At 54.0% G+C, this 22,487-nt stretch carries 15 protein-coding genes and 1 tRNA gene; 11 read left to right on the top strand and 5 right to left on the bottom strand.

Features of this window, described 5'->3' with window-relative positions; genetic code table 11:
• Positions 1-43 precede the first annotated feature (43 nt).
• From MKJ04_RS10500 to MKJ04_RS10490, 3 genes are all read left to right on the top strand, one after another.
• The gene (locus tag MKJ04_RS10500; RefSeq protein WP_241641592.1) at positions 44-3,745 is read left to right on the top strand and encodes a sensor histidine kinase; all 3,702 of its coding nucleotides are present in this window, start codon (positions 44-46) and stop codon (positions 3,743-3,745) included.
• A 22-nt stretch (positions 3,746-3,767) separates the two neighbouring features.
• Positions 3,768-7,235, top strand: a complete 3,468-nt coding sequence (locus MKJ04_RS10495) for a hypothetical protein (RefSeq protein WP_241641591.1) — start codon at positions 3,768-3,770, stop codon at positions 7,233-7,235.
• Between the two features lie 105 nt (positions 7,236-7,340).
• Complete coding sequence (locus tag MKJ04_RS10490) at positions 7,341-8,426, top strand: hypothetical protein (RefSeq protein WP_241641590.1); 1,086 nt, start codon at positions 7,341-7,343, stop codon at positions 8,424-8,426.
• 113 nt (positions 8,427-8,539) lie between these two features.
• Here MKJ04_RS10490 and rfaD read toward each other — a convergent pair whose 3' ends face one another.
• Positions 8,540-9,505 carry an ADP-glyceromanno-heptose 6-epimerase gene (rfaD, locus tag MKJ04_RS10485; RefSeq protein ID WP_241641589.1) on the bottom strand — a complete coding sequence of 322 codons (966 nt, stop codon included), beginning with the start codon at positions 9,503-9,505 and terminating at the stop codon, positions 8,540-8,542.
• 96 nt (positions 9,506-9,601) lie between these two features.
• Between rfaD and MKJ04_RS10480 the strand changes: the two genes are divergently transcribed.
• The 4 genes from MKJ04_RS10480 to lpxB all read left to right on the top strand — a co-directional run bounded on the left by MKJ04_RS10480 (position 9,602) and on the right by lpxB (position 13,128).
• Positions 9,602-10,495 carry an ABC transporter substrate-binding protein gene (locus MKJ04_RS10480; RefSeq protein ID WP_241641588.1) on the top strand — a complete coding sequence of 298 codons (894 nt, stop codon included), beginning with the start codon at positions 9,602-9,604 and terminating at the stop codon, positions 10,493-10,495.
• The gene (locus MKJ04_RS10475) at positions 10,492-11,499 is read left to right on the top strand and encodes a FecCD family ABC transporter permease (protein ID WP_241641587.1); all 1,008 of its coding nucleotides are present in this window, start codon (positions 10,492-10,494) and stop codon (positions 11,497-11,499) included. Before MKJ04_RS10480 ends, MKJ04_RS10475 begins: the two co-directional genes overlap by 4 nt.
• Positions 11,500-11,922, top strand: coding sequence for a 6-pyruvoyl trahydropterin synthase family protein (locus MKJ04_RS10470; RefSeq protein ID WP_241641586.1), 423 nt, complete (start codon positions 11,500-11,502; stop codon positions 11,920-11,922).
• 78 nt (positions 11,923-12,000) lie between these two features.
• Positions 12,001-13,128, top strand: a complete 1,128-nt coding sequence (gene lpxB, locus MKJ04_RS10465) for a lipid-A-disaccharide synthase (RefSeq protein WP_241641585.1) — start codon at positions 12,001-12,003, stop codon at positions 13,126-13,128.
• Between the two features lie 137 nt (positions 13,129-13,265).
• On the opposite strand, the gene clpX is transcribed toward lpxB, so the two are convergent.
• From clpX to MKJ04_RS10445, 4 genes are all read right to left on the bottom strand, one after another.
• Complete coding sequence (clpX, locus tag MKJ04_RS10460; RefSeq protein WP_241641584.1) at positions 13,266-14,489, bottom strand: ATP-dependent Clp protease ATP-binding subunit ClpX; 1,224 nt, start codon at positions 14,487-14,489, stop codon at positions 13,266-13,268.
• Positions 14,490-14,840: 351 nt separating this feature from the next.
• Complete coding sequence (locus MKJ04_RS10455; RefSeq protein WP_262918075.1) at positions 14,841-15,539, bottom strand: ClpP family protease; 699 nt, start codon at positions 15,537-15,539, stop codon at positions 14,841-14,843.
• Positions 15,540-15,628: 89 nt separating this feature from the next.
• On the bottom strand, positions 15,629-16,954 hold the full coding sequence (gene tig / locus MKJ04_RS10450; RefSeq protein ID WP_241641583.1) for a trigger factor: 1,326 nt from the start codon (positions 16,952-16,954) through the stop codon (positions 15,629-15,631).
• 73 nt (positions 16,955-17,027) lie between these two features.
• A tRNA-Leu gene (locus MKJ04_RS10445) sits at positions 17,028-17,109 on the bottom strand.
• Positions 17,110-17,373: 264 nt separating this feature from the next.
• Between MKJ04_RS10445 and MKJ04_RS10440 the strand changes: the two genes are divergently transcribed.
• The 4 genes from MKJ04_RS10440 to MKJ04_RS10425 are packed head-to-tail and all read left to right on the top strand — an operon-like array spanning position 17,374 to position 21,708.
• Positions 17,374-19,569 (top strand): RelA/SpoT family protein, encoded by a 2,196-nt coding sequence (locus MKJ04_RS10440; protein WP_241641582.1) that lies wholly within the window; start codon positions 17,374-17,376, stop codon positions 19,567-19,569.
• 24 nt (positions 19,570-19,593) lie between these two features.
• Positions 19,594-20,094 carry a Fur family transcriptional regulator gene (locus MKJ04_RS10435; RefSeq protein WP_241641581.1) on the top strand — a complete coding sequence of 167 codons (501 nt, stop codon included), beginning with the start codon at positions 19,594-19,596 and terminating at the stop codon, positions 20,092-20,094.
• Positions 20,066-20,416 carry an STAS domain-containing protein gene (locus tag MKJ04_RS10430; protein ID WP_241641580.1) on the top strand — a complete coding sequence of 117 codons (351 nt, stop codon included), beginning with the start codon at positions 20,066-20,068 and terminating at the stop codon, positions 20,414-20,416. Before MKJ04_RS10435 ends, MKJ04_RS10430 begins: the two co-directional genes overlap by 29 nt.
• Positions 20,417-20,424: 8 nt before the next feature.
• Positions 20,425-21,708 (top strand): adenylosuccinate synthase, encoded by a 1,284-nt coding sequence (locus MKJ04_RS10425; RefSeq protein ID WP_241641579.1) that lies wholly within the window; start codon positions 20,425-20,427, stop codon positions 21,706-21,708.
• Positions 21,709-22,487: the final 779 nt, after the last annotated feature.

The raw sequence follows: 22,487 nt of genomic DNA, 5'->3' as shown, positions 1-22,487 counted from the left end.
TTATCATGCGTTTTGCTTAAATTCGTAGATAAACTGCGCTGATTTGAACCGGAAATTTACCCCCTTTATCCTTTTACTGGTATCCCTACTGTGTTTTGCCGCCACGGCAGTACTGCAGTTCAGTAGCCCTGCCGCCACTCCGCCCGATAACCACGAGGCTGAAATGGCTGCCCTCACAGCGCAGGTGCAGGCAGAGGTAGCGCGGGCGGAGAAAAGTGCCCGCGTCATTGGCCAGCAACTGCACGCACGCAGCATTTCCTTTACCTCCCTCCTGGAGCAGTGCCGCTACCCTGTGTTCATCTACAGGCAGGGGCGGCTTGTTTTCTGGTCGCACCATACCATCGCCCCGGCTCCCGAGCTGCTCATGTCTACGGCACGGCTCATGACGGTGAGCAACCAGCACGGCAGCTTTCTGGTAGTGCCATACCGGGTAAAGCAGTATGATATCAAGATCTATGTGCCGCTACAGGTAAAATACCACGAAGGGGAGCAATACAAAAACCTGGCGCAGGGGATTCCGCTGCTGCAACGCAAACACCTGAACCTGGTATGGGACCCGGTGACCGACCTCCCGAAGATCTTCAGCAGGCAGGGGCACTTTCTGTTTGCCGTTGATTTTGCGGCCGCTCAGGGCAAGGATCCCGCCACAACCATACAATTGCTGCTACTGCTGGCAGGCACGGTTTTCTTCGTGCTTTTCAGCTTCTCGCTGGCACGGGTATACATCCGGAAGGGGCATTACGGCAAAGGGGTGCTACTTTTTCTGCTGTTGCTTGTCGTTTTCCGGGTAGCGCTGTTGCTCCTCAATCTGCCTTTTTCCATCGCGGAGGTAAAGCTCTTCGATCCAAAGCTGTATGCCGCCTCGTTCTGGTCGCCCTCCATCGGGGACCTGGCCCTGAACATGCTGCTGCTGCTTACAGTGGCCGCATCGGGGCTATATCTGTTTGAGCGCAACAAAGTGCTTGCCCAGCTCGTGCTGGTGCCCAAACAGCAGCGCCGGTTGCTGCAGGCGGGCTGCATGGTGGTGTTTTACCTGCTGCTGCTGCTGCTCTACAAGTTCTATTTCGATATATACCGCAACACCCCCCTGACGCTGGATGTCAGCCGCTCCCTGGATTTCACGAAGTATAAGCTGCTGCTCTTTGGCGTGATGCTGTGCCATACCCTGGCCCTGTGCATTTTCACCTATATGCTGGCCACGGTGGTGTCCGTGCTGGCGCAGCGCGAGACGAGGTGGTGGGCATACCAGGCCCTGCTGAGCGTGGCCCTTATCGCGACCCTGTTTACGGGCTTTTTCTTCCCGGAGCTCTCGGTTATCATCCTCACGGGCTTTTTGTTCTGGGTGATCATCATCCTGGCTGCGCAGCACCGCAATGCCGTGAGCCTTGCCTACCGCACGTACCTGTTCTTTTTCCTGGTGGTGATTGTGAGCGCCCTTACCGGAGCCATGGCGCTGTACGCGCATTACCACAGCGAGCTGAAACTGTACAAGCAGGAGTTTGCCTACAGTATTCTGCAGGACAACGATGTGCTGGGGGAGTATCTGTTGGAGGAGGACGTGACGGCCAAGATCGCCTCCGACGCCGTGATCCGGATGCAGATGAAGGGGCCGTACGTGGACGTATCGCTCATCAAGCGCAAAATCACGAAGCAGTACCTGCCCAGTTACTTCGACAAGTATGAGATCAACGTCATGCTGTTCGACGGAGAGGGCAAGTCGCTGGAAAGCGCTGACACGGCAGCCACCACGCTGCAGGACCTGCGCCGGTTCTTTGACACCCCGCAAACCCAAACCGAGCACCCCGACCTCTTCCTGCTGAAAGACCCCACCCGCTACAATGCTCGCGTATACCTCAAACTGATAGAGGTGCCGGTGTATGAGCGGCAGAAAGGCACCATTGCGCTGCAACTGACTCTGAAAAAACTGCTGCCCAACAGCGTGGTGCCCGAGCTGCTCGTCGATCAGAAGTATGAGCAGCCTTTCCGGCGCGACATGCTGAGCTACGCGTTTTACAGCGACGGAAAACTGCGCTACAGCGAGGGAGAGTATGATTACGCCACCAACTTCGAGCGGAGCCTGCTGCAGCAGACGGACCTCTACCGGCAGGGCGCGAACCAGGGCAATTACCACCATTTTGGCGTGCGCAGCAACAGCAACCAGACCCTCGTGATCACGACGGAAAAATACGGATCTTCGGAGATACTGGCCAATTTCTCTTTCCTGTTCCTGGTGTTTGTGGCGGGGCTGGTGACGAGCGGCCTGATCTACCTGCTGTTGCAACGGCACAGCCTCCAGGAGTTCAGCCCCAACTTCAGCACCAAGATCCAGATATTCCTCAACTTCGGTATTTTGCTGCCCCTGCTTCTGGTCAGCATCGCCACGGCGGGCCTTGTAACCGCCTCCTACAAAAAAGACCTGATGGCTATGTATGAGCGGCGGGGAGAGGCGGTGCAGCAGGCGCTGAGCCGGCAACTGCCCGAACGGATTGTGCAGAACAAACGGTACCTCGAGGCCAGGATTGCGGACATCGCAGCCATATCGGAGACAGACATTAATCTGTATGACCGCCATGGCCGGCTGCTGGTAACGAGCCAGCCCCTGATCTTTGAGACCGGGCTGCTCTCCAAGCTGATCAACCCAAAGGCGTTTGCGGCCATCTCGGAGCGGCAGGCGCTACGGGTGCTGCTGGAGGAGCACACAGGCAGCCTCTCGTTTAACGTGGTATACCTGCCGCTGCGCAGCGAGGTGAAAGGGGGGGAGCTGATCGGGTTTATCGGGCTGCCTTTCTTTGATTCGGAGAAGGAGCTGGACCTGAAACTGATCGAGCTGATCACCACCACCATGAACATCTTCACCGTCATGTTCATCACGTTCATGGTGCTCACCTTCTTCGCCTCCCGCACCCTGACGGTGCCGTTGCGCATGCTGGCCGACAAGCTGAAGCGCACCTCCCTGACCGGAAAAAACGAGATGCTGGCCTACGAGGGGGCCGACGAGATTGGCATGCTGGTGAACGAGTACAACCGCATGCTGCTCACGCTGGAGCAGAACAAGCAGGAACTGGCCGTGCAGGAGAAGGAGGCGGCCTGGCGCGAGATGGCCCGCCAGGTGGCCCACGAGATCAAGAACCCGCTCACGCCCATGAAGCTCTCGCTGCAGTACCTGCAGAAGGTGATAGCCGAGAAGCGGCCGAACGCGGAGCAGATGATCAACAAGATATCGCACACGCTCATTACCCAGATCAACATCCTCAGCGACATCGCCACTTCCTTCTCCAGCTTCACCAACATGCCCGAGCCCAGGGCCGAGCGGATGGACGTGGCCGCTGCCCTGCACAAGGCCGCCGACCTGCACAACGACCCGGCCACAGCGCAGATCAGGAAATGCATACCAGACCAGGAGGCGATTGTGCTGGCCGATGAAGGCCTGATGGTGCGCACGTTTAACAACCTGCTGCTGAACGCGATCCAGTCGGTGCCTGCGGCACGGAAACCGCAGATAACGGTTACCCTGGCGGTGCAGGGCAGCAGTGAGGTGCTTATTTCGATCAAAGACAACGGCAGCGGTATACCGGAGGAGATACGGGGGAAAGTGTTTATCCCGAACTTCAGCACCAAGTATACCGGCTCGGGCATCGGGCTGGCCGTGGCCAGGCGCGGCATCGAGAACGCGGGCGGGAAAATATGGTTTGAGACGGAGGAGGGGAAGGGCACCACGTTTTTCATTTCGTTGCCGTTGGCATAGCATGGGTTGGAGAGGGGTATATATGGCGTTGCTGTTGTTCGGGCTGAGCCTGCCGCTGTTGGCGCAGTCGCCGCTGCTGAGCAACAGGCGCTGTGTCTGGATTCCCGTCACCGCGATACCGCAGCAACTGGACACCCTCACGCTGGTGCCGGGCTCCGTCACGTTCTCGCACCCCAAAAGCGAGGCCTTCGCCTTTGCCTACAGCTATACCCTCAACGAGTTTACCCTCACCCGCTTCCCGGCCCCAGATTCTGTCGCCATCGACTCGCTGGGCACGATGCAGGCGCTCCGCGACTCCGTGCAGGTATGCTTCCGGGTGCTGCCGATGAACCTGACCAAACCGGCTTTTCGGCGCGACATCACCAAACTGGAGATGAGTTCGTTCCGGGACGGCTTTTACCAGGAGGACCTGACCACCAAGGAGGAGATTTTCCGGACGCCCGGCCTGAACAAGACCGGCAGCATCTCGCGGGGCATCTCGTTTGGCAATACCCAGAACGTGTTCGTCAACTCGGCCTTGAACCTGCAGCTGGACGGCAAGCTAACCGACGACATCAGCATCACGGCGGCCATCACAGACCAGAACATCCCATTTCAGCCGGAGGGCAACACGCAGCAGCTCCAGGAGTTCGACAAGGTATACATCACCCTGAAGCACCGGCTCTGGCAACTGACGGCGGGCGACGTGGTGCTGAAAAGCAGGCCCGCCTACTTTCTGCAGTATTACAAAAACGTGCAGGGAGCCGCTTTCGAAACGAAACTCGGGCCGGAAGGCCGGGAAGGCATCACCACAGTGGCGGCCTCTGTGTCGAAGGGCAAATTCGCCTCGCAGGTGTTGCAGGCGCAGGAGGGGGTGCTGGGGCCATACCGGCTGCGGGGTCCCAACAACGAGCGCTTCATCATTGTGCTGGCAAACTCCGAGCGGGTGTTTCTGGATGGCAGGCTGCTGCAGCGGGGGTATGACTACGACTACGTGATCGACTACAACCAGGCCGAGATCACCTTCACCACCCGCCACGTCATCACCAAGAACACGCGCCTGAAGGTTGATTTTGAGTACTCGGACCAGAACTACAGCCGGGGAATTTATACCCTCAGCCACTACCAGAACTTGGGCAAGCTGAAGGTATACGGCAACTACTACAACGAGTCTGACAACCCCAACAACCTGATTAACCTCAACCTGCAGGACGAGGAGAAGCGCCTGTTGGCCAGCGTGGGCGACAGCCTGCACCTTGCCGTGAGCAGCGGCGCCGACTCCGTGGCCTTTAACCCGACGCAGGTGCTCTACGCCCGCCGCGACACGGTGTATAACGACGGGGGCACCGCGGCCTCCATCTTCGTCTACTCTAACTCCCCGGACTCGGCTTTCTATAATGTGAACTTCACGGAGGTTGGCCAAAACAATGGCGATTACGTGCTGGCGAACACTGCGATAAATGGCCGGGTATACCGGTGGGTAGCCCCCAGAAATGGCGTGAAACAGGGCAATTATACCCCTTTGCGGGTGTTGCCCACACCAAAGAAGAAGCAGTTGATTACGGTGGGGAGCAGCTACGAGGTGCAGCAGGGCGTGAGCTTTTTTGTGGAAGGCGCTGCCTCCGAGAACGACATCAACCGCTTCTCCGACCGGGACGCCGCCGACGACCAGGGGAAGGCGGTGCGGGTAGGCTATCTGGTGCAGGACAAGGAGGTGAAGGTGTTGGGGAGGTATAAACTGAACAGCACGCTCAACTACGAGTATACTGACGCGAACTTCTCGCCCATCGACCGCTACCGCCCCATTGAGTTTGATCGCGACTGGAGCCTGCTGACGACAAAAAAAGCCGAGGACCATATCTTTAACTTCTCGGTGGGGGCGGCGCAGGATCCCGAGAACCTGGTCAATTACCGCATCAGCCGGCGCTACCGCGCGGAGCAGCTCGACGGGGTGCAGCACTATCTGGACGCGATGAAGCAGCTGGGGAAAGTGACGCTGCGCAACCACCTGTTCATGCTCAGCAGCGAGCAGGGCCAACGGGCGTCGGAGTGGTACCGCGGCGACTTGGGCGTGGCCTACGACTTCGGGAAAATTACCCCGGGCTATGTATACCGCTTCGACAAGAACAAGCTCACGGCCCTGGGCACGGACTCGGTGATCGGCTCGGCCATGTATTTTGAGGAGCACGTGGTGTATGTGGAGAGCGGCGACTCGCTGCTGACCCGGTTTCGGGTAGATTACAGCCACCGCACCGACCAGCGCCCGACCGGCGTGGGCACCCTGGGGCAGCCGGAAGTGGGGCAGACGCTGAACGCGACCATGCAAACCCGCCTCGGCCCTGAAAGCGACCTCTCGCTGCAGGGCACATACCGCAAACTGCAGGTAGCCAACGGCAAGGACGAGGAAACCATCCAGTCGCGGGTGGATTGGAGCGCGGCCTTTCTGGACGGCAGTTTCCGATCGGAGCTGAGCTATGCCACTGGCACGGGCCGCGAACTGAAGCGCATCTACATTTTCCAGGAGACGCTGCCGGGGCAGGGCACGCATTACCTGCGCGAGGGCGGCCAGCTCAGCAACCTGAACGACTATCTGGAGGCGCAAACCGTGGACCAGCGGCGCTACATCAAAATCTACCTGCCCACCGACGAGTATATCAACGCCTTTACCAACCGCTTCACCTACCGCCTCACCAGCAACACGCCGCGCAGCTGGCGCTCCGAAAAGGGCCTCAAAGCATCGCTCACCCATTTCTCGATGCTCACCTTCGTCAGCATCGACAAGAAAACGACCGACGATGACCTGGCCCGCCGCTTCAACCCGTTTGCCCAGGCGATCGAAGACCAGTTCCTGATCTCGCTGGTGAAAAGCATGCGCCATACCGTGTATTTCAACCGGAGCAACCCCAAGTATGGCATGGAGTACACGGTGCAGCAGAACCAGCAAAAGTCGCTGCTCACCAATGGCACCGAGACCCGTAACATCGGCAGCCACGTGCTGGCCGGGCGCCTGAACCTGAACGAGGTGCTGAGCACGCAGCTAAGCATGGGCCTGAACGTGCGGGAGAACCAGTCGAACTTCCTGACCTCAAAAAACTTCAGGATCGAGAGCCGGGAGCTGTCGCCGGAGTTGTCGTACCAGCCCAATACCAGGCTGCGGTTTACGGGCAAGTACCAGTTCTCGGTGCGCGAGGATGTGCAGGCGTTGGCAGAGGCACAGCAGCAGGGTGCGTTTCATGAGCTGGGGATAGAGGTCAAGCTGAGCCAGGTGAGCAAGCGCACCTTCACGGGCAACCTGAAGTACGTGAACATCGATTTTACCGGCGATGCCTTCTCGTATGTGGGGTATGAAATCCTGAACGCGCTGCGCCCTGGCAACAACGTCACCTGGTCTTTGAACCTGCAGCAGCGCCTGAGCAACGGCCTCAACATCTCGCTGAACTACGACGGCCGCAAAGCCAATGGGGTAGGGGCCGTGCACACCGGCAGGACCCAGGTATCGGTGCTGTTTTAATGTATAAATGATCGATTGTTTTCTATATTAAATTATTTAGATTAAATGATTATTTGCATATTGCTAGTAAAACTGCTCCATTAACTTTTTAATCCCTTACCTGATATGAAACACTTAATACTCTCTTTCTGCGTTCTAGGCTTGCTAATATCCTGTAATAAAAAAGACCTTGATGAAGTAGAGGTGGCACCAGCCGAAATCTGGGAATTGCACAATAAATTTCTGAATAGTCAAAAATTTGTCAGTAACATTTATGCTGATGGTAATAACCTGCATGTTTTAGGGCTTAGTCTTTTTTCTATTATATCGCAGAGCGGCACAACAGAGACTGTAGCGCATTACTACCATGATTTTGAGGCTTTGGCGCAGAACAAGTTTCCCTTGAATGCACACGTGATTGTTGGTAAAGATAGAGACGGGCTCTATGTAAGACCTGTGAAGAACCCAACAACTTTTACAACAAGCGCTCATCTGTATATGAAGGCGTTAGATCCTGATTTCAACCGTTTTGCACTAGGGCTATCTTATACACAAGAGTGCATCGGGTTATCTGACAGTAACACTTTACTAATACCATATTATAGCGGGAACGATTCCTCTTTTGGGACCAGACTTATGTTGGTTAAATTATCTGTTTCAGCAGACGTCTTTGGAAATGACGTTGTCGCTGTAACAGATTCAAAGATTTTGAATGTTGGCCGTTCGGTATTCATAAAGCAGATCAAATCGATGGGCGGTAATTTTTATGTTGAATCAAATTTTGGACTTGACAAAGTTTCAGAAAAAGGTGAAATGGACCGGATTGTTAGTGGTGAATTTGTTGATGGGTTGTTTGCGCATAAAGGCAATTATTATGCAGTCACTTATCACGGGAGTAAAGGGTTGTCATCGCTTTTTACATCTAATACCGGTAATAACTGGGTCTTTGTTACCAATCTTAATGAAAATGTACAGTATTTAAGCTACTATGCAGTTAGCGATGATTTGTTGTTAGCCAGCTATCAAAGCCAGCTTTTTGAAATAGATGTAAACAACTCTTTTAATATTAGAGAGTTGGATAATACGGGGTTAGAAGGAAACTTTATCACAGGTATAGCTAAAACAAACGACAAGGTATATGTTGCTACCCAATCGGGGTTATTTAGCAAAAGTATTGAACAGGCGTTAACATCTAAGGATATTGAAAAATAAAGCACACGGGATATGAGTTATTGTATCCCGTGTGCTCTAAAAAATAAGATTATGAATGGGGTTAGGGCCTGTCGCTACCTGGCTCTAATCTCTAATTCTGATTTCTAACTGAATTAATAATACTTCCCCGGAATCAGATAATTCTGCACGTAGTCTTTCACACCCTCCTCGAGAGTATAAAACGGCTTGTCATACCCGATGGAGCGGAGCTTGCTCATGTTGGCCTCCGTGAAATACTGGTAATTGTCGCGGATGTTCTCCGGCGTGTCCATAAAGTTGATGTCGGCCTCCACGCCCATGGCATCAAAGGTGTTCAGGGCCAGCGCCATAAAAGTGCGTGCCTGGCCGGAGCCGAGGTTGTAGATACCGGAGTTCTTGCGGTGGTGCATCAGGAAGAGACAGACATCCACCACATCCTTCACATACACAAAGTCGCGCATCTGCTCACCGTCGGCATAGTCGGGGTTGTGCGAGCGGAACAGGGTCATGCTTCCTTTTTCCTTGATCTGATGATAGGTATGGAAAATCACCGAAGCCATTCTGCCCTTGTGGTACTCGTTGGGGCCATACACGTTGAAGAACTTCAGGCCCGCCCAGAAGAAAGGCTTGGCTGTTTGCTCCAGCGCCCAGATGTCAAAGTCGTTCTTGGAGTCGCCGTAGGGGTTCAGGGGCTGCAGCAGCGGGATGGTCGCTTCCTCGTCGTCATACCCCAGCGTGCCAGCGCCATACGTGGCCGCTGAGGAGGCGTACACCAGTGGAATCTGGTACTCGCAGCAGGCGTTCCATACCTGCTTGGAGTAGTTCAGGTTGAGGAGGTCGAACACGTCTTTGTTAAACTCGGTGGTATCGGTGCGGGCCCCCAGGTGGAAAATAAACTCCACTTCCTCGTAGTTCTCGTCGAGCCACTCAAAAAAGGTGTCGCGATCCACAAACTCTTTTATCTTTTTCCCCTTCAGGTTAACTTCTTTTTTGGCGACAGAGAAGTTGTCTACCACCACAATATCATTGAAATTGGCCTGGTTCAGCCTGCCTACAAGGCAACTGGCGATAAAACCCGCGGCACCGGTTACTACGATCATACTTCAGTTTTTAAACCTCTAACGTAAATTGCGTTAAATTTACTAAAATAAACGGAGCCGCCTTGGCTTCCGCCGATACATAAACAACCCGAACGATTGAAAAAGAAGCCGCGCCTGCCCTGTCTATACCTCTCCCTGCTTTGCCTGCTGCTCACGCTGGCCACCTGCAACCAGACCAAGCCGGAAACACAAAAGCAATTTATACTGGAAGACGGCCTGGGGCGGGAAGTAAAACTGAGCGGACAGCCCAAACGCGTGCTTTCGCTGGCTACCTCGATGACGGAGATGCTCTTTGCCGTGCTAGACACTAGCACCATCGTGGGCCGCACCCAGAACGACGACTACCCGGCGGCGGCGCTCGCGAAGCCAATCGTCAACAATTACCCCGTCGATTTTGAGCAGGTGCTGGCCCTCAAGCCCGACCTGATCTTCACCGTGGAGGGCATTACCCCGCTGGATGTGGCCGCCCGGCTGGAGGAACTGGGTATACCGGTCTACTATCAAAAATACGAAACGGTGGAGGACATCTTCTCGGCGCTGGAAGACATCGGCCAGATCATGGGCAGGGCCCAACAGGCCACGCAACTGGCAGACTCGCTGCGGCAGGAGGTGGCCCGCATCGAGGCCCGGCACAGGCAGGTGGCCATACCCCAGAAAGTGCTCGGCCTGGCGGGCTTCGACCCGATTTACGTGTATGGCCACAGCACGGTGCTGACGGACAAACTCCGCATCCTGGGCGCCCGGAACGCGGTGCCGGAAACTTTCGATGCCCTGACACGCGAGTATATCCTCAAAAGCAACCCCGATGTGCTGCTGGGTGGCACGCCGCAGGAACTGGAGGAAGGCTTTTTCAGGATATACCCGGAGCTCCGCAAGATAAAGGCCTACCAGAACCAACGGCTATACGCCCCCTCCCACGACCTGATGGCCCGTCCCTCGCCGCGCGTGGTAGAGTCTATCCGGGAGCTGGAGAAATTCCTGTACCCATGAAAAGGGCGGTATACTTTATAGGGGCGTTTCTGCTTATTCTGGCGGTGCTGGTGCTGGGCTTGCAGGTCGGCTCGTTCGAGTCAGACCTCGGCACATTGCTGGATGCTTTCCTGGGGTATGATCCGGCCAACACCACGCACTTTGCCATCGTGCACCTGCGCCTGCCGCGCCTGTTGCTGGCGCTGGTGGTGGGCGCCTCGCTGGCGCTGTCCGGCTACCTGATGCAGGCGATGGTCAACAACGGCCTCGCCGACCCCTACCTGCTGGGCACTGCCTCGGGGGCTTCGCTGGGCGCTATTGTGGTGTTCTTCGGGTTTGTGCCGATCACGGTGCTGGGGGTATACATGCCGCCCATCTTCGCCCTGCTGGGTGCCTTCGCCGTGACGCTGGTGGTGGTGGCGCTGGGCTACCGCAAACTGCAGCTTATACCTGCGCAGTTGCTGCTGGCTGGTATCGCCATCAGCTCGCTGGGCACGGCCATGGTGGGCTTGCTCACGTTTCTGTCAGATTCTGAAAGTAAGCTGCGCACGGTTATCTTCTGGTCAATGGGTAGTTTCGAGCGCGCCACCTGGGCGCTGCTGCCATACCCTGCTTTTGCCCTGCTGGCGGCTTTGCTGCTGTTTGTATACTATCAAAAACAGTTGAATATTCTGCTGCTGGGGGAGGAGCGGGCGCAGGCGCTCGGCGTGCCCGTGGCCCAGACGCGCTGGGTCATTCTGGGCACCGTGTCGGTGGTGACGGGCTTTGCCGTGGCTACCTCCGGGCCGATCGGGTTTGTGGGGCTGATCATACCGCACGTCACGCGTGGGCTGATGGGTACCACCGGCCAGAGCAACCTGCTTTTCTGTGCTTTTGTGGGCGGCCTTTTCATGCTGCTTTGCGATTTGCTCTCGCGTCTGCTATATCCGCCGGCCGGTTTGCCCATTGGAATTATTACTTCGTTCTTTGGTGTTCCTTTCTTTGTATATTTGCTACTCAGAAAGAATTACAATTTTAAAGGCTAGATGATTTACGTAAGCAGGTTAGAGCACTTCAACGCGGCCCACAAGCTGCACAACCCGAACTGGTCGTTGGCCAAGAACCAGGATGTTTTCGGGCCATGTGCCAACACCAACTGGCACGGGCACAATTACGAGCTGATCGTGACGGTGAAGGGCCTGCCTGACCCCGACACAGGCTTCGTGATTGACCTGAAACAGCTGAGCACCCTCATTCGCACCCATGTCATCGACAAGGTAGACCACAAGAACCTGAACCTTGATGTGGCCTTTATGGAGGACAAGCTCGCCAGCACCGAGAACCTGATCGTGGAGTTCTGGAAAATCCTGCAGCCCCGCGTGCTCGACATCTCCAACAAAAACGCGCAGCTGCACAGCCTCAAGCTGTATGAGACGCCGCGCAACTACGTAGAGTACTTCGGCGAATAGCCGCACGAGCAACACCGCCTCTTTTATTCGCTGCCGGGCACACGCTTGTTCCGGTAGCCGCAAACAGAAACAATCTGCATGAAATATTACATCGTGGCCGGGGAGCGCTCCGGCGATTTACACGCCGCGAACCTCATCCGGCAGCTGCGGCAGAAAGACCCGGAGGCCGAGATCAGGGGCTGGGGCGGCGATATGATGCAGGAGGCGGGTATGGAGCTCGTGCACCACTATAGCGAGATGGCTTTTATGGGCTTTGCCGAGGTGTTCAAAAGCCTGGGCAAGATCCTGGGCTTTCTGAAAGAGTGCAAGGCCGACATCAAAGCCTACCGGCCTGATGTAGTGATACTGGTGGACTACGCGGGCTTTAACATGCGCATCGCCAGGTTTGCCAAGGCGCGTGGCCTGAAGGTATACTACTACATCTCTCCCAAGATATGGGCCTGGAACCAGGGGCGGGTGCACAAGATCAAGAAAGTGGTAGATCGCATGTTCGTGATCATGCCCTTTGAGGAAGACTTCTATGCCCGGTTTGATTACAGCGTGGATTATGTGGGCAACCCGGTAAACGACGCCGTTACCGACCACGTCCGCACCGCCGACTTCCGGACGAAGAACAAGCTCTACAACAACAAGCCCATCATTGCCATACTGCCCGGCAGCCGCAGGCAGGAGATAGAGAGCATGTTGCACGTGATGCTCAGCGTGCTGCCCTCGTTCCGGGATTATCAGTTTGTCGTGGCTGGCGTGTCCAATCTGCCCAAGTCGCATTACGAGCAATACAACAAAGACCCCAACATCAAAATCATATATGACCAGGCGTATGATTTGCTGGCGCATGCGCAGGCGGCCCTCGTGACCTCCGGCACCGCCACCCTGGAAACGGCGCTGTTTGGTGTGCCGCAGGTGGTATGCTATAAAACCAGCCCCATCTCTTATACCATCGCGAAAATGGTGATCAAAGTGCCTTATATCTCCCTGGTAAACCTCATTGCCGACAAGCCTGTGGTCACGGAGCTGATACAGGACGATTTTACGCCCAAGAAAATCATCGCGGAGCTAAAGCAGGTGCTGTTCGACAGGCATTTCATTAAAAAGCAGCAGGAAGGCTATGCGCTGGTGCGCGAGAAGATCGGCACCTTCCGGACAGCCGAGCGGGCTGCCGACCTGATGGTGAATTACCTGGGCCAGGATATGGCTAGATCGTAACATCATACCGTTATTCCGGGCGCGGTTAGAAAGCTGTGGTTGAGTTTCCCACTATAACGAACTCTGAGAAGGGTATAAAAACGAATCGCCCCGACAGTAAATCTGTCGGGGCGATTCGTTTTTATATGTATACTGCCTTAAGCTACTTTCAATTGCTTCAGGCTTGATTTTTCGAATTTTTCACGGGCATATTTACCTGTGATGATGAGTTCCTTTTCTCCCTCTTCTGATGGCAGCTCAAACATGGCGTCCGTCATGATGCCTTCGCAGATAGAGCGGAGGCCACGGGCACCGAGTTTATACTCTGCCGCCTTCTCCACAATGTACTCCAGGGCGCTGTCGTCGAAGCTAAGCGTGGTGTTCTCCATCTCAAACAGGCGCTTGTACTGCTTCACGATAGAGTTCTTCGGCTCCAGTAAGATCAGACGCAGGGTTTCTTTGTCCAGCGGGTCCAGGTGCGTGACTACCGGCAGGCGGCCAATCAGCTCTGGGATCAGGCCGAAGTTCTTCAGATCCTGCGAGGTGAGGTACTTCAGGAAGTTCTCGTTTTCCTCCGCATCGTCCTGCTTCGACTTCGAGAAGCCGATCGGGCGGGTGTTCAAACGGTTCTTGATCAGGCGGTCAATGCCCACAAAGGCGCCACCACAAATAAACAGGATGTTCTCCGTATTCACCGTGATCATTTTTTGCTCCGGGTGCTTGCGGCCACCCTGCGGCGGCACGTTCACGGAGGTTCCCTCCAGCAGTTTGAGCAGCGCCTGCTGTACGCCTTCGCCGCTCACGTCGCGGGTAATGGATGGGTTGTCGCTCTTACGGGCTATTTTGTCAATCTCGTCTATATACACAATGCCGCGCTCCGCCGACTCCACATTGTAGTCTGCGGCCTGCAGCAGGCGTGTCAGGATGCTTTCCACGTCCTCGCCCACGTAACCGGCCTCTGTCAGCACAGTCGCGTCGGCAATGCAGAAAGGCACCTGCAGGATACCGGCCATCATACGCGCCAGGTAGGTTTTGCCCGTGCCCGTCTCGCCCACCATGATGATGTTCGATTTCTCGATAACCACTTCCTCGTTCTCGGTCGGTTGCATCAGGCGCTTGTAGTGGTTATATACCGCCACCGACATCACCTTCTTCGCATCGTCCTGGCCGACAACAAACTGATCGAGGTATGTCTTCATCTCCTTCGGCTTCATCAGGTTGAACTTCGGAGTGCGGCTATTAGCGCGTATCTTGTTCTCCTCGTTCAGGATCTGCTGTGCCTGCCCGATACAACGGTCACAAATGTGTGCGTTGATACCGGATATCATCACCGATACATCTTTCTTGTTTTTGCCGCAAAATGAGCAAGTAATTTCAGCCATACGAAAAGATTGATCCAAACAAATCAGGCTTTGTGAACTAGAGCCTAAAGCAAAGATACAAAATTGAAAAGTTAAAAGAGCACAATTTTTTAGATGCAAATGTTACGATAGCGTTAAAACGAGGTCGTAAATTTTAAGATTTATATTTATATATAAAGGGACAAAATGTTTATTATGAGGTGTTTACGCAATAATTGTTTCCACATTTAACTGTTGATAACTATTTTGGGATTATGAGACTATAAAAAGAAAAGTGCCTTTAAAATCATTCTAAAACCATATAAATCAACTAAATAAAAAACCCGCTCCTACACAGAAGCGGGTTTTTTGATGATTTTGGTTGGAAGACAGTTACACCTTCTTACGTGTCAGGATCTCGTCAATCAGGCCATACTCTTTGGCCTCATCGGCTTTCATCCAATAGTCGCGGTCTGAGTTGTCGTACACTTCCTGGTATGACTTGCCGGAGTGCTCCGCCAGAATCTCATACAGCTCTTTCTTCAGCTTCAGGATCTCGCGGGCGGTGATCTCGATGTCAGACGCCTGGCCCTGGGCTCCGCCCATCGGCTGGTGAATCATGATGCGGGCGTGCGGCAGGGCAGAGCGCTTGTTGGCGGCGCCACCGGCCAGCAGCACCGCACCCATGGAGGCGGCAAGGCCTGTGCAGATCGTGGCCACGTCCGGGTTCACATACTGCATGGTGTCATATATACCCAAGCCGGCATACACAGAGCCACCCGGGCTGTTGATATAGAGCAGGATGTCTTTCTTGGCATCCGCCGACTCCAGGAACAGCAGTTGGGCCGTGATGATGTTGGCGATAAAATCATCCACCTGTGTGCCCAGGAAAATGATACGGTCCATGATCAGACGGGAGAACACGTCAATCTCACGGAAGTTGGTGGGGCGTTCCTCAATTACGGAGCGTGTCATGCTTTCGATGGTGTGCATGGCGCGGCCTTCCACGTGGTTTATATATTGGTCTACGCCCAAGCCGCTCATGCCCTGGCCTTTAACGGCAAATTTGCGGAACTCGTCTTTGTTAAACATCATATTGTTTAGGTTTACGGTTTACTCAAAAATAAAAAAAAGGTCCTTAGTTAAAAGGACCTTTTTGCTAATATAGTGTATTCGTTTGCTTATTCAAACGAATTGTTTTTGAAGTCCTCTGCTGTGATTGTCTTCTCTACAACAGTCATCTGCTCTTTTAGTTTAGCGAGCACCTTCTCAGCCAGCAATTGCTCGTATTCCTGCATGTAGTTACGGCCGTTGTCCTGGTTGAGGTACTGGTTGGCGTAATTGTTCATGCTCTCCAGCAACTCCTCCGGAATCTCCGGCATGTTAAACTGCGCAAGCATTTTCTCCTTTGTCGCCTCTACCACTTCCTCGTTGCTCACTTTCAGGTCGTTGTCTTCCACAACCTTGTTCTTGATCATCGACCACTTCAGCTCACGCACATACTTGTCGAAGTTCTCCTCGATCTGCTCTGTGGTCAGTTTGCCCTCGTTGGTCACCGTCAGCCAGCGCTTGAAGAACTCGGTTGGCAACTCAACATCCAGGTTGTCTACCAAGGTGTCGATGATCTTGCGGTAGAGCAGGTTGTCGGCCTCGCGCTCGTAGTTCTCCTTGATGGTCTCACGAAGCTTGGCGTCAAACTCTTCCTCGGTGGTTACTTCGTCTTTACCGAAAAGCTTGTCAAAAAGTTCCTGGTTCAGCTCAGCGCCTTCTGTGCGGTTGATTTTCTCCACCGTGAACTCAAACTCGCCGTTAAGGTTTGCCGCGTCGTCTTTGCTCAGGCCCGTTACATGTGCCAGGGCAGCGTTGTCGTCGCCAAACGTCTTGCGGATGTCGAAGCGGATCACGTCGTCGGCCTTCACGCCTACAAACTTCTCCTGTCCTTCCACCACGCGGCTTGTCGGGATCAGCGTCTTGGAGGCGAACTCGCCTTCCACCGCCTTCAGCTCACCAGAGATAAAGTCGCCCTGCTCAGACGTCTCCGGGTTGATGGTTTTGCCGAACTGGTTCTTCAGGTTGGTGTATGCCTCGTCGATCGTGTTTTTGTCTACCTCAATGGCGAAGCCCTCCACGCTCTTGTCCAGCGGAAGCTTCACGTCTGGAAGTAATCCTACAGCATAGGTAAACTCAAACTCCTTCTGGTTGTCCCAGTCGATCTGGTCCTGGTTTGGCTCCGGAAGGGGCTCTCCCAGAAGCTTCACATCGTTCTCGCGGATATACTTCGAGATCTCCTCCTGCAGCGTCTTGTTGATCTGCTCCACCAGGATGCTCTTGCCGTACATCTTCTTTACAAGCCCTGCCGGCACTTTGCCAGGTCTGAAGCCCTTGATCTGGGCTTTTTTGCTGTATTCTTTTACCTGCTGGTCTACTTTCGGGGCGTAGTCGGCCTCTTCCAGTACTACCTTCAGTTGCGCGTTGGTGCTGTCGGTTTGGTTTAATGAAATATTCAAGGCTTATAAAATTTAATGTTGAGATATTTGCTAAAAACAAACCCCCAACATGGCTGTTGAGGGTTTGTGAGTGTGCGGATGGAGGGACTCGAACCCCCATGCCTCGCAGCGCTAGATCCTAAGTCTAGTGCGTCTACCAATTTCGCCACATCCGCTTTCGTGTGCTTTTTTGTAATAGTGGTGCAAAGTTACAAGCCGTTTTTTTAAATGCAATACCAGGCCCTGATTTTTCTCAAATATTTTTAACTTACAGAGTCTGCCGGAACGCCAATCCTTTGCCCCGGCAGGTTATTGGTTGCATTTTATATTCCCTTATATTTGAACGAATAAAGCAACGGCCTTATTTATATAGTATACAAGCGGCACGCAAGCACCCGGAAGGGGGTGTACGCGTGTCTGTTCTCCCACAATAGTATATCATGATTGATCCAGAAGCAGAACGCAAAGAGATCCTACGACACTATAGAAGATTGCTCCGGTACGCCAAGCCTTTCCTGAAGGACAACGACGCCAAGATCATCAAGAAAGCGTTCAATACCTCGCTGGAGGCGCACAAGGACATGCGGCGCAAGTCAGGCGAACCCTACATCCTGCACCCGCTGGCCGTGGCCCAGATCGCGGTGGAGGAGATCGGGCTGGGCACCACCTCCATCGTGGCGGCCCTGCTGCACGACGTGGTGGAAGACACCGAGATGGAGATATCGGACGTGGAGCGCGAGTTCGGGCCGAGCGTGGCCAAGATCATCGAGGGACTCACCAAGATCTCGGGCGTGTTCGACTACGGCACTTCGCAACAGGCCGAGAACTTCCGGAAGATGCTGCTCACGCTCAGCGACGATGTGCGCGTGATCCTGATCAAGCTGGCCGACCGCCTGCACAACATGCGCACCCTCGACAGCATGCCGCGCCACAAGCAGCTCAAGATCGCCTCCGAAACTATGTACCTGTACGCCCCGCTGGCGCACCGGCTCGGTTTGTATGCCTTTAAGTCGGAGCTGGAGGATTTATACCTCAAGTATACTGACACCGATACGTATAAAGACATATCTAACAAAATCCGCCAGACGCGCAGCGCCCGGAACAAGTTTATCAAAGACTTTACCTCGCCGATAGAGGAGGAACTTCGGAAGTATGGCTTTAAGTTCGCCATCAAAGGGCGGCCCAAGTCCATCTACTCCATCCTAAAGAAGATCAAGAAGCAGAATATCACCTTCGATGAGATCTATGACCTCTTCGCCATTCGGATTATACTGGACGTGCCCCTGGAGAACGAGAAGGCGGCCTGCTGGCAGGTATACTCTATAATAACAGACTTCTACCAGCCAAGCCCCGACCGCCTGCGCGACTGGGTGAACACGCCCAAGGCCAATGGGTATGAGTCGTTGCACACCACCGTGATGAGCCGTTCGGGCCAGTGGGTGGAGGTGCAGATCCGGACCAAGCGCATGGACGAGATCGCGGAGCGGGGGTATGCGGCCCACTGGAAGTATAAGACCGAGGGTACGGGCTCCGGCGAGTCGGGCCTGGAGCTGTGGATAAACAAGGTGCGCGACATGCTGGAGGCAAACAACTCCGACGCGCTCGAGTTTATGGATGAGTTCCGCAACAACCTCTTTGTGGAGGAGGTGTTCGTGTTTACGCCCAAGGGCGAGCTCATCATCCTGCCCGACAAAGCCACCGCCCTCGATTTCGCCTTTGAGATCCATACCCATATCGGCTTGCAATGCCTGGGGGCAAAGGTGAACCAGAAGCTGGTGCCCCTGAGCTATAAGCTGAAGAACGGCGACCAGGTGGAGATCCTGACCTCGCAGAAACAAAAGCCGAACGAGGAGTGGCTGCAGTACGCGGTTACCTCCAAGGCCCGCACCCGCATAAAGGATGCCCTGCGCGAGGAGCGCAAAAACAAGGCCGAGCAAGGCAAGGCGATGCTGGTGAACCGAATGGGCCAGTTGGAGGTGGCCGACACACAGCCGAACATTAACAAGCTGCAGGCTTACTTTAACGTGCCCTCGGTGCAGGATTTATACTACCGCATCGCCACAGGCTATATCGATATAAAGAGCGTGAAGGAGGTGATCTTTTCGGCTGCTGCCGAGAAGGCCACGTCGATGCTGGAGCTCAAGACTTTTGACAAGGAGGTGCAGAAGATCAGGGGCGTGAACTCGGATATGCTCGTGATCGGGGAGAACACCCTGAACATGGAGGATTACAAAGTGGCCAAGTGCTGCAACCCCATACCCGGCGACGATGTGTTCGGCTTCCAGACCGAGGACGGGGGCATTGAGATACACCGGACCACCTGCAAGCGCGGCATCGAGCTGATGTCGAACTATGGCAACAGGATCATCAAGGCGAAGTGGACCGATCAGAAGGAGCTCGCTTTTCTGGCCGGTATCCGCATCAAGGGCACTGACCGCGTGGGCTTGGTAAACGACTTAACCAAAGTCATCTCCACCAGTTTGAAAGTAAATATGCGCTCGATCACTATCGACTCCAACGACGGGATTTTTGAGGGGAACATCATGGTTTTCGTAAACGACACCGGCCATCTCGATAAGCTGATGCAGCGTATGGGAAGGGTACCCGGGGTGCTCACGGTAGAGCGCTTCGAATAAAGGAAGGCTATCATTAGAACAGCTATGGCATTAAATACAGTAAAGTTTGAAGAGGTAAAGAAGATCTTCACGGCATACCTAGAGAGCAAGGGGCTGCGGAAAACGCCGGAGCGCTACGCTATTTTAGAGGAGATCTACTCGCGCGACGGGCACTTTGATGTGGAGTCGCTCTATATAAGTATGAAAAACAAGAATTACCGCGTCAGCCGCGCCACGGTGTATAACACCCTGGACCTGCTGGTGGAGAACGACCTGGTGAGCAAGCACCAGTTCGGCCGCAACCTGGCGCAGTACGAGAAATCGTATGGCTACCGACAGCACGACCACGTGATTTGCACGGAGTGCCACAAGGTGGTGGAGTTCTGCGACCCCCGGATTCATAATATACAGACCATGGTGGGGGACCTGCTAAATTTTCATATCTTGCACCATTCCCTGAACTTATACGGTATCTGCGGCGATTGCCGCGCCAAGAAAGCGACAGAAGAGCAGCAACATGAAGTATCAGACAGAGCTCAAAGATGACATTCTATTTATCAGGTTGGAGGGAGACCTGATATCCGGCACTGACACCCAAAGCCTGGTGGATGAGATGGACGGCCAGAAGCCCCCGGCAACGCTGCTTTGCGCAGTGGACCTCTCCAATGTGCGCTACATGGACAGTGGCGGGATGGGCGTGCTGGTGTCCTTGCTCACTAGGTTCCGGAACCGCGGCGGCGAGCTGGTGCTCATCAAGCCATCCGACCATATCCGCAAGCTTTTAATCGTCACAAAGCTAAATGCGATTTTCACTATCGCAGAAAATGATAACTTTGCGGCGCAATTCTTAAAAGAATCAATTTATTAAATACGTAAATGGCAGTTGATATATTAATAGGTCTGCAGTGGGGCGACGAAGGAAAAGGTAAAATAGTAGATGTACTAGCCCCGACCTATGACATAGTAGCCCGTTTCCAGGGCGGCCCGAACGCAGGGCACACGTTGGAGTTTGAAGGCACCAAGCATGTGCTCCACCAGATTCCTTCCGGTATTTTCCATCCGCACATCCAGAACATCATCGGCAACGGCGTGGTGTTGGACCCGATCGTGTTCCGCACCGAGATGCAGAAGCTGAGCGACAGGGGCGTGGATGCAGCGAAGAACCTCTTCATCTCCAAGAAAGCATCCCTGATCCTGCCTTCGCACAGAGTGCTGGACCGTGTTTCGGAAGAGGCCTTGGGCAGCAGCAAGATCGGCTCTACCCTGAAGGGCATCGGACCAACCTATCAGGATAAGATCGGCCGTGTAGGTTTGCGCGTGGGCGATATCCTGGCGGATGATTTCAAAGCGTGCTATGACCGCCTCGTAGACCGCCACCGCAGCATTGTGGAGTTCTACGGTCAGAAGCTGGAGCTTGGCGACCAGGAGCAAGCCTTCTTCGAGGCAGTGGATTACCTCCGCACCCTGCAACTGGAAGACACCGAGTATATGATCAACAACGCCATGCAGAACAGCAAGCGCATCCTGGCGGAAGGCGCACAAGGAGCGTTGCTGGATGTGGACTTCGGAACCTATCCGTTTGTTACCTCTTCTACGACACTGGTGGCCGGTGCCTGCACAGGTTTGGGCGTGGCCCCACGGCACATCGGCGAGGTATACGGCATCTTCAAGGCATACTGTACCCGGGTAGGAAGCGGCCCATTCCCGACTGAGCTATTGGATGAGGTAGGCGAAAGCATACGCCAGGCCGGTCGCGAGTTCGGTTCCACCACAGGGCGTCCGCGCCGTTGCGGCTGGGTAGACCTGCCAAGCCTGAAATACTCCATCATGCTGAACGGCGTAACACAGCTGAACATGATGAAGGCCGACGTGCTGACCGACTTTGATACCATAAAGGTGTGCACGCACTACAAACTGGCCTCAGGCGAAATTACGGATCAGGTGCCGCACACAATGGATGTAGAGAAGCTGGAGCCGGTGTATGAAGAACTGGCGGGCTGGCGAGTTGAGCTGAACAAGATAGAGTCGATAGAGGAGCTGCCAGAGGCATTCAAAACCTATCTCTCATTCCTGGAGCAGCACCTGCAAGTACCGATCACGATCGTGTCGGTAGGCCCAGACAGAAAGAGTACCTTAAAGAGAGAAGCAATCATTGCGTAAGCAGTAGACTGTATATATAAATGGAAAGCCCCGGCCGCGATGCTGGGGCTTTTCTGTTGATATAAGGTATAGGGCAATTACACAGTTAGGTATGGTGGGGGTATAACTTGATGGATGATAAATGTTATGGCTAATTGAGGTTGCTAAAAGAAGAATGTCTTCTGAATGAAAGTAGTTGTAGCCTTGTCAGCCCTGCTTCATCTATCAGACCATACCATATATAGAGCAGGATATACAGTAAGAGCAGGAAGGTAGACTTTCTGCTCTCGCTATATATGGAGGTATAGTATAAGAGAAGTAGATGTATAAACCACGTTTGGTAGGGAGTAAGATGGTATAGCTACAAAAATGTAAGCTATTTATACCGGCATATGAATGTTTGTATGGTTGATGGCAAAGTCGGAAAGCCAGTAGCTTGTCTTGTTCATTCATTTTTTTTTAGGCTTTGAAAGCAGATTATCAGCCACTTCCCATTATGCAATCCCCTTTCCCCAACTTTTTTCAACTGCACTGCTTGCCTCTCTAAATTAATTCCCTACTTTTGCATCCCGGTTCAGCAGGAACGGCGGGGTTTGAGGATGGGAAGAGGGGACAGAAAGCTTTAAAAAATAACTTATCGCCTGCAGCTTGTTTGGGGAGAAAAGGATCTTACCTTTGCAGCCCGCTTCGCAACACAGGCTTTATACCTTGTCAGGCCTCGAGAAAAAACTTTCTTTTATTGCTTGCGGAAAGGGAAAAGGTTGTTACCTTTGCATCCCGCTTGGGAAAGAGAGACTATC

It is taken from the genome of Pontibacter sp. E15-1, assembly GCF_022601975.1.
Lineage (GTDB): Bacteria > Bacteroidota > Bacteroidia > Cytophagales > Hymenobacteraceae > Pontibacter.
This window is presented reverse-complemented; position numbering and strand designations above follow the sequence as displayed.

Excerpts from the sequence above, each read along its gene's own strand:
- MKJ04_RS10495 (WP_241641591.1), top strand. The coding sequence starts at position 3,768 with ATGGCGTTGCTGTTGTTCGGGCTGAGCCTGCCGCTGTTGGCGCAGTCG.
- lpxB (WP_241641585.1), top strand. The coding sequence starts at position 12,001 with ATGAAATATTACATCGTGGCCGGGGAGCGCTCCGGCGATTTACACGCC.
- MKJ04_RS10470 (WP_241641586.1), top strand. The coding sequence starts at position 11,500 with ATGATTTACGTAAGCAGGTTAGAGCACTTCAACGCGGCCCACAAGCTG.
- MKJ04_RS10440 (WP_241641582.1), top strand. The coding sequence starts at position 17,374 with ATGATTGATCCAGAAGCAGAACGCAAAGAGATCCTACGACACTATAGA.
- MKJ04_RS10475 (WP_241641587.1), top strand. The coding sequence starts at position 10,492 with ATGAAAAGGGCGGTATACTTTATAGGGGCGTTTCTGCTTATTCTGGCG.
- rfaD (WP_241641589.1), bottom strand. The coding sequence starts at position 9,505 with ATGATCGTAGTAACCGGTGCCGCGGGTTTTATCGCCAGTTGCCTTGTA.
- MKJ04_RS10455 (WP_262918075.1), bottom strand. The coding sequence starts at position 15,539 with ATGTTTAACAAAGACGAGTTCCGCAAATTTGCCGTTAAAGGCCAGGGC.
- MKJ04_RS10430 (WP_241641580.1), top strand. The coding sequence starts at position 20,066 with ATGAAGTATCAGACAGAGCTCAAAGATGACATTCTATTTATCAGGTTG.
- clpX (WP_241641584.1), bottom strand. The coding sequence starts at position 14,489 with ATGGCTGAAATTACTTGCTCATTTTGCGGCAAAAACAAGAAAGATGTA.
- MKJ04_RS10490 (WP_241641590.1), top strand. The coding sequence starts at position 7,341 with ATGAAACACTTAATACTCTCTTTCTGCGTTCTAGGCTTGCTAATATCC.
- MKJ04_RS10425 (WP_241641579.1), top strand. The coding sequence starts at position 20,425 with ATGGCAGTTGATATATTAATAGGTCTGCAGTGGGGCGACGAAGGAAAA.
- MKJ04_RS10435 (WP_241641581.1), top strand. The coding sequence starts at position 19,594 with ATGGCATTAAATACAGTAAAGTTTGAAGAGGTAAAGAAGATCTTCACG.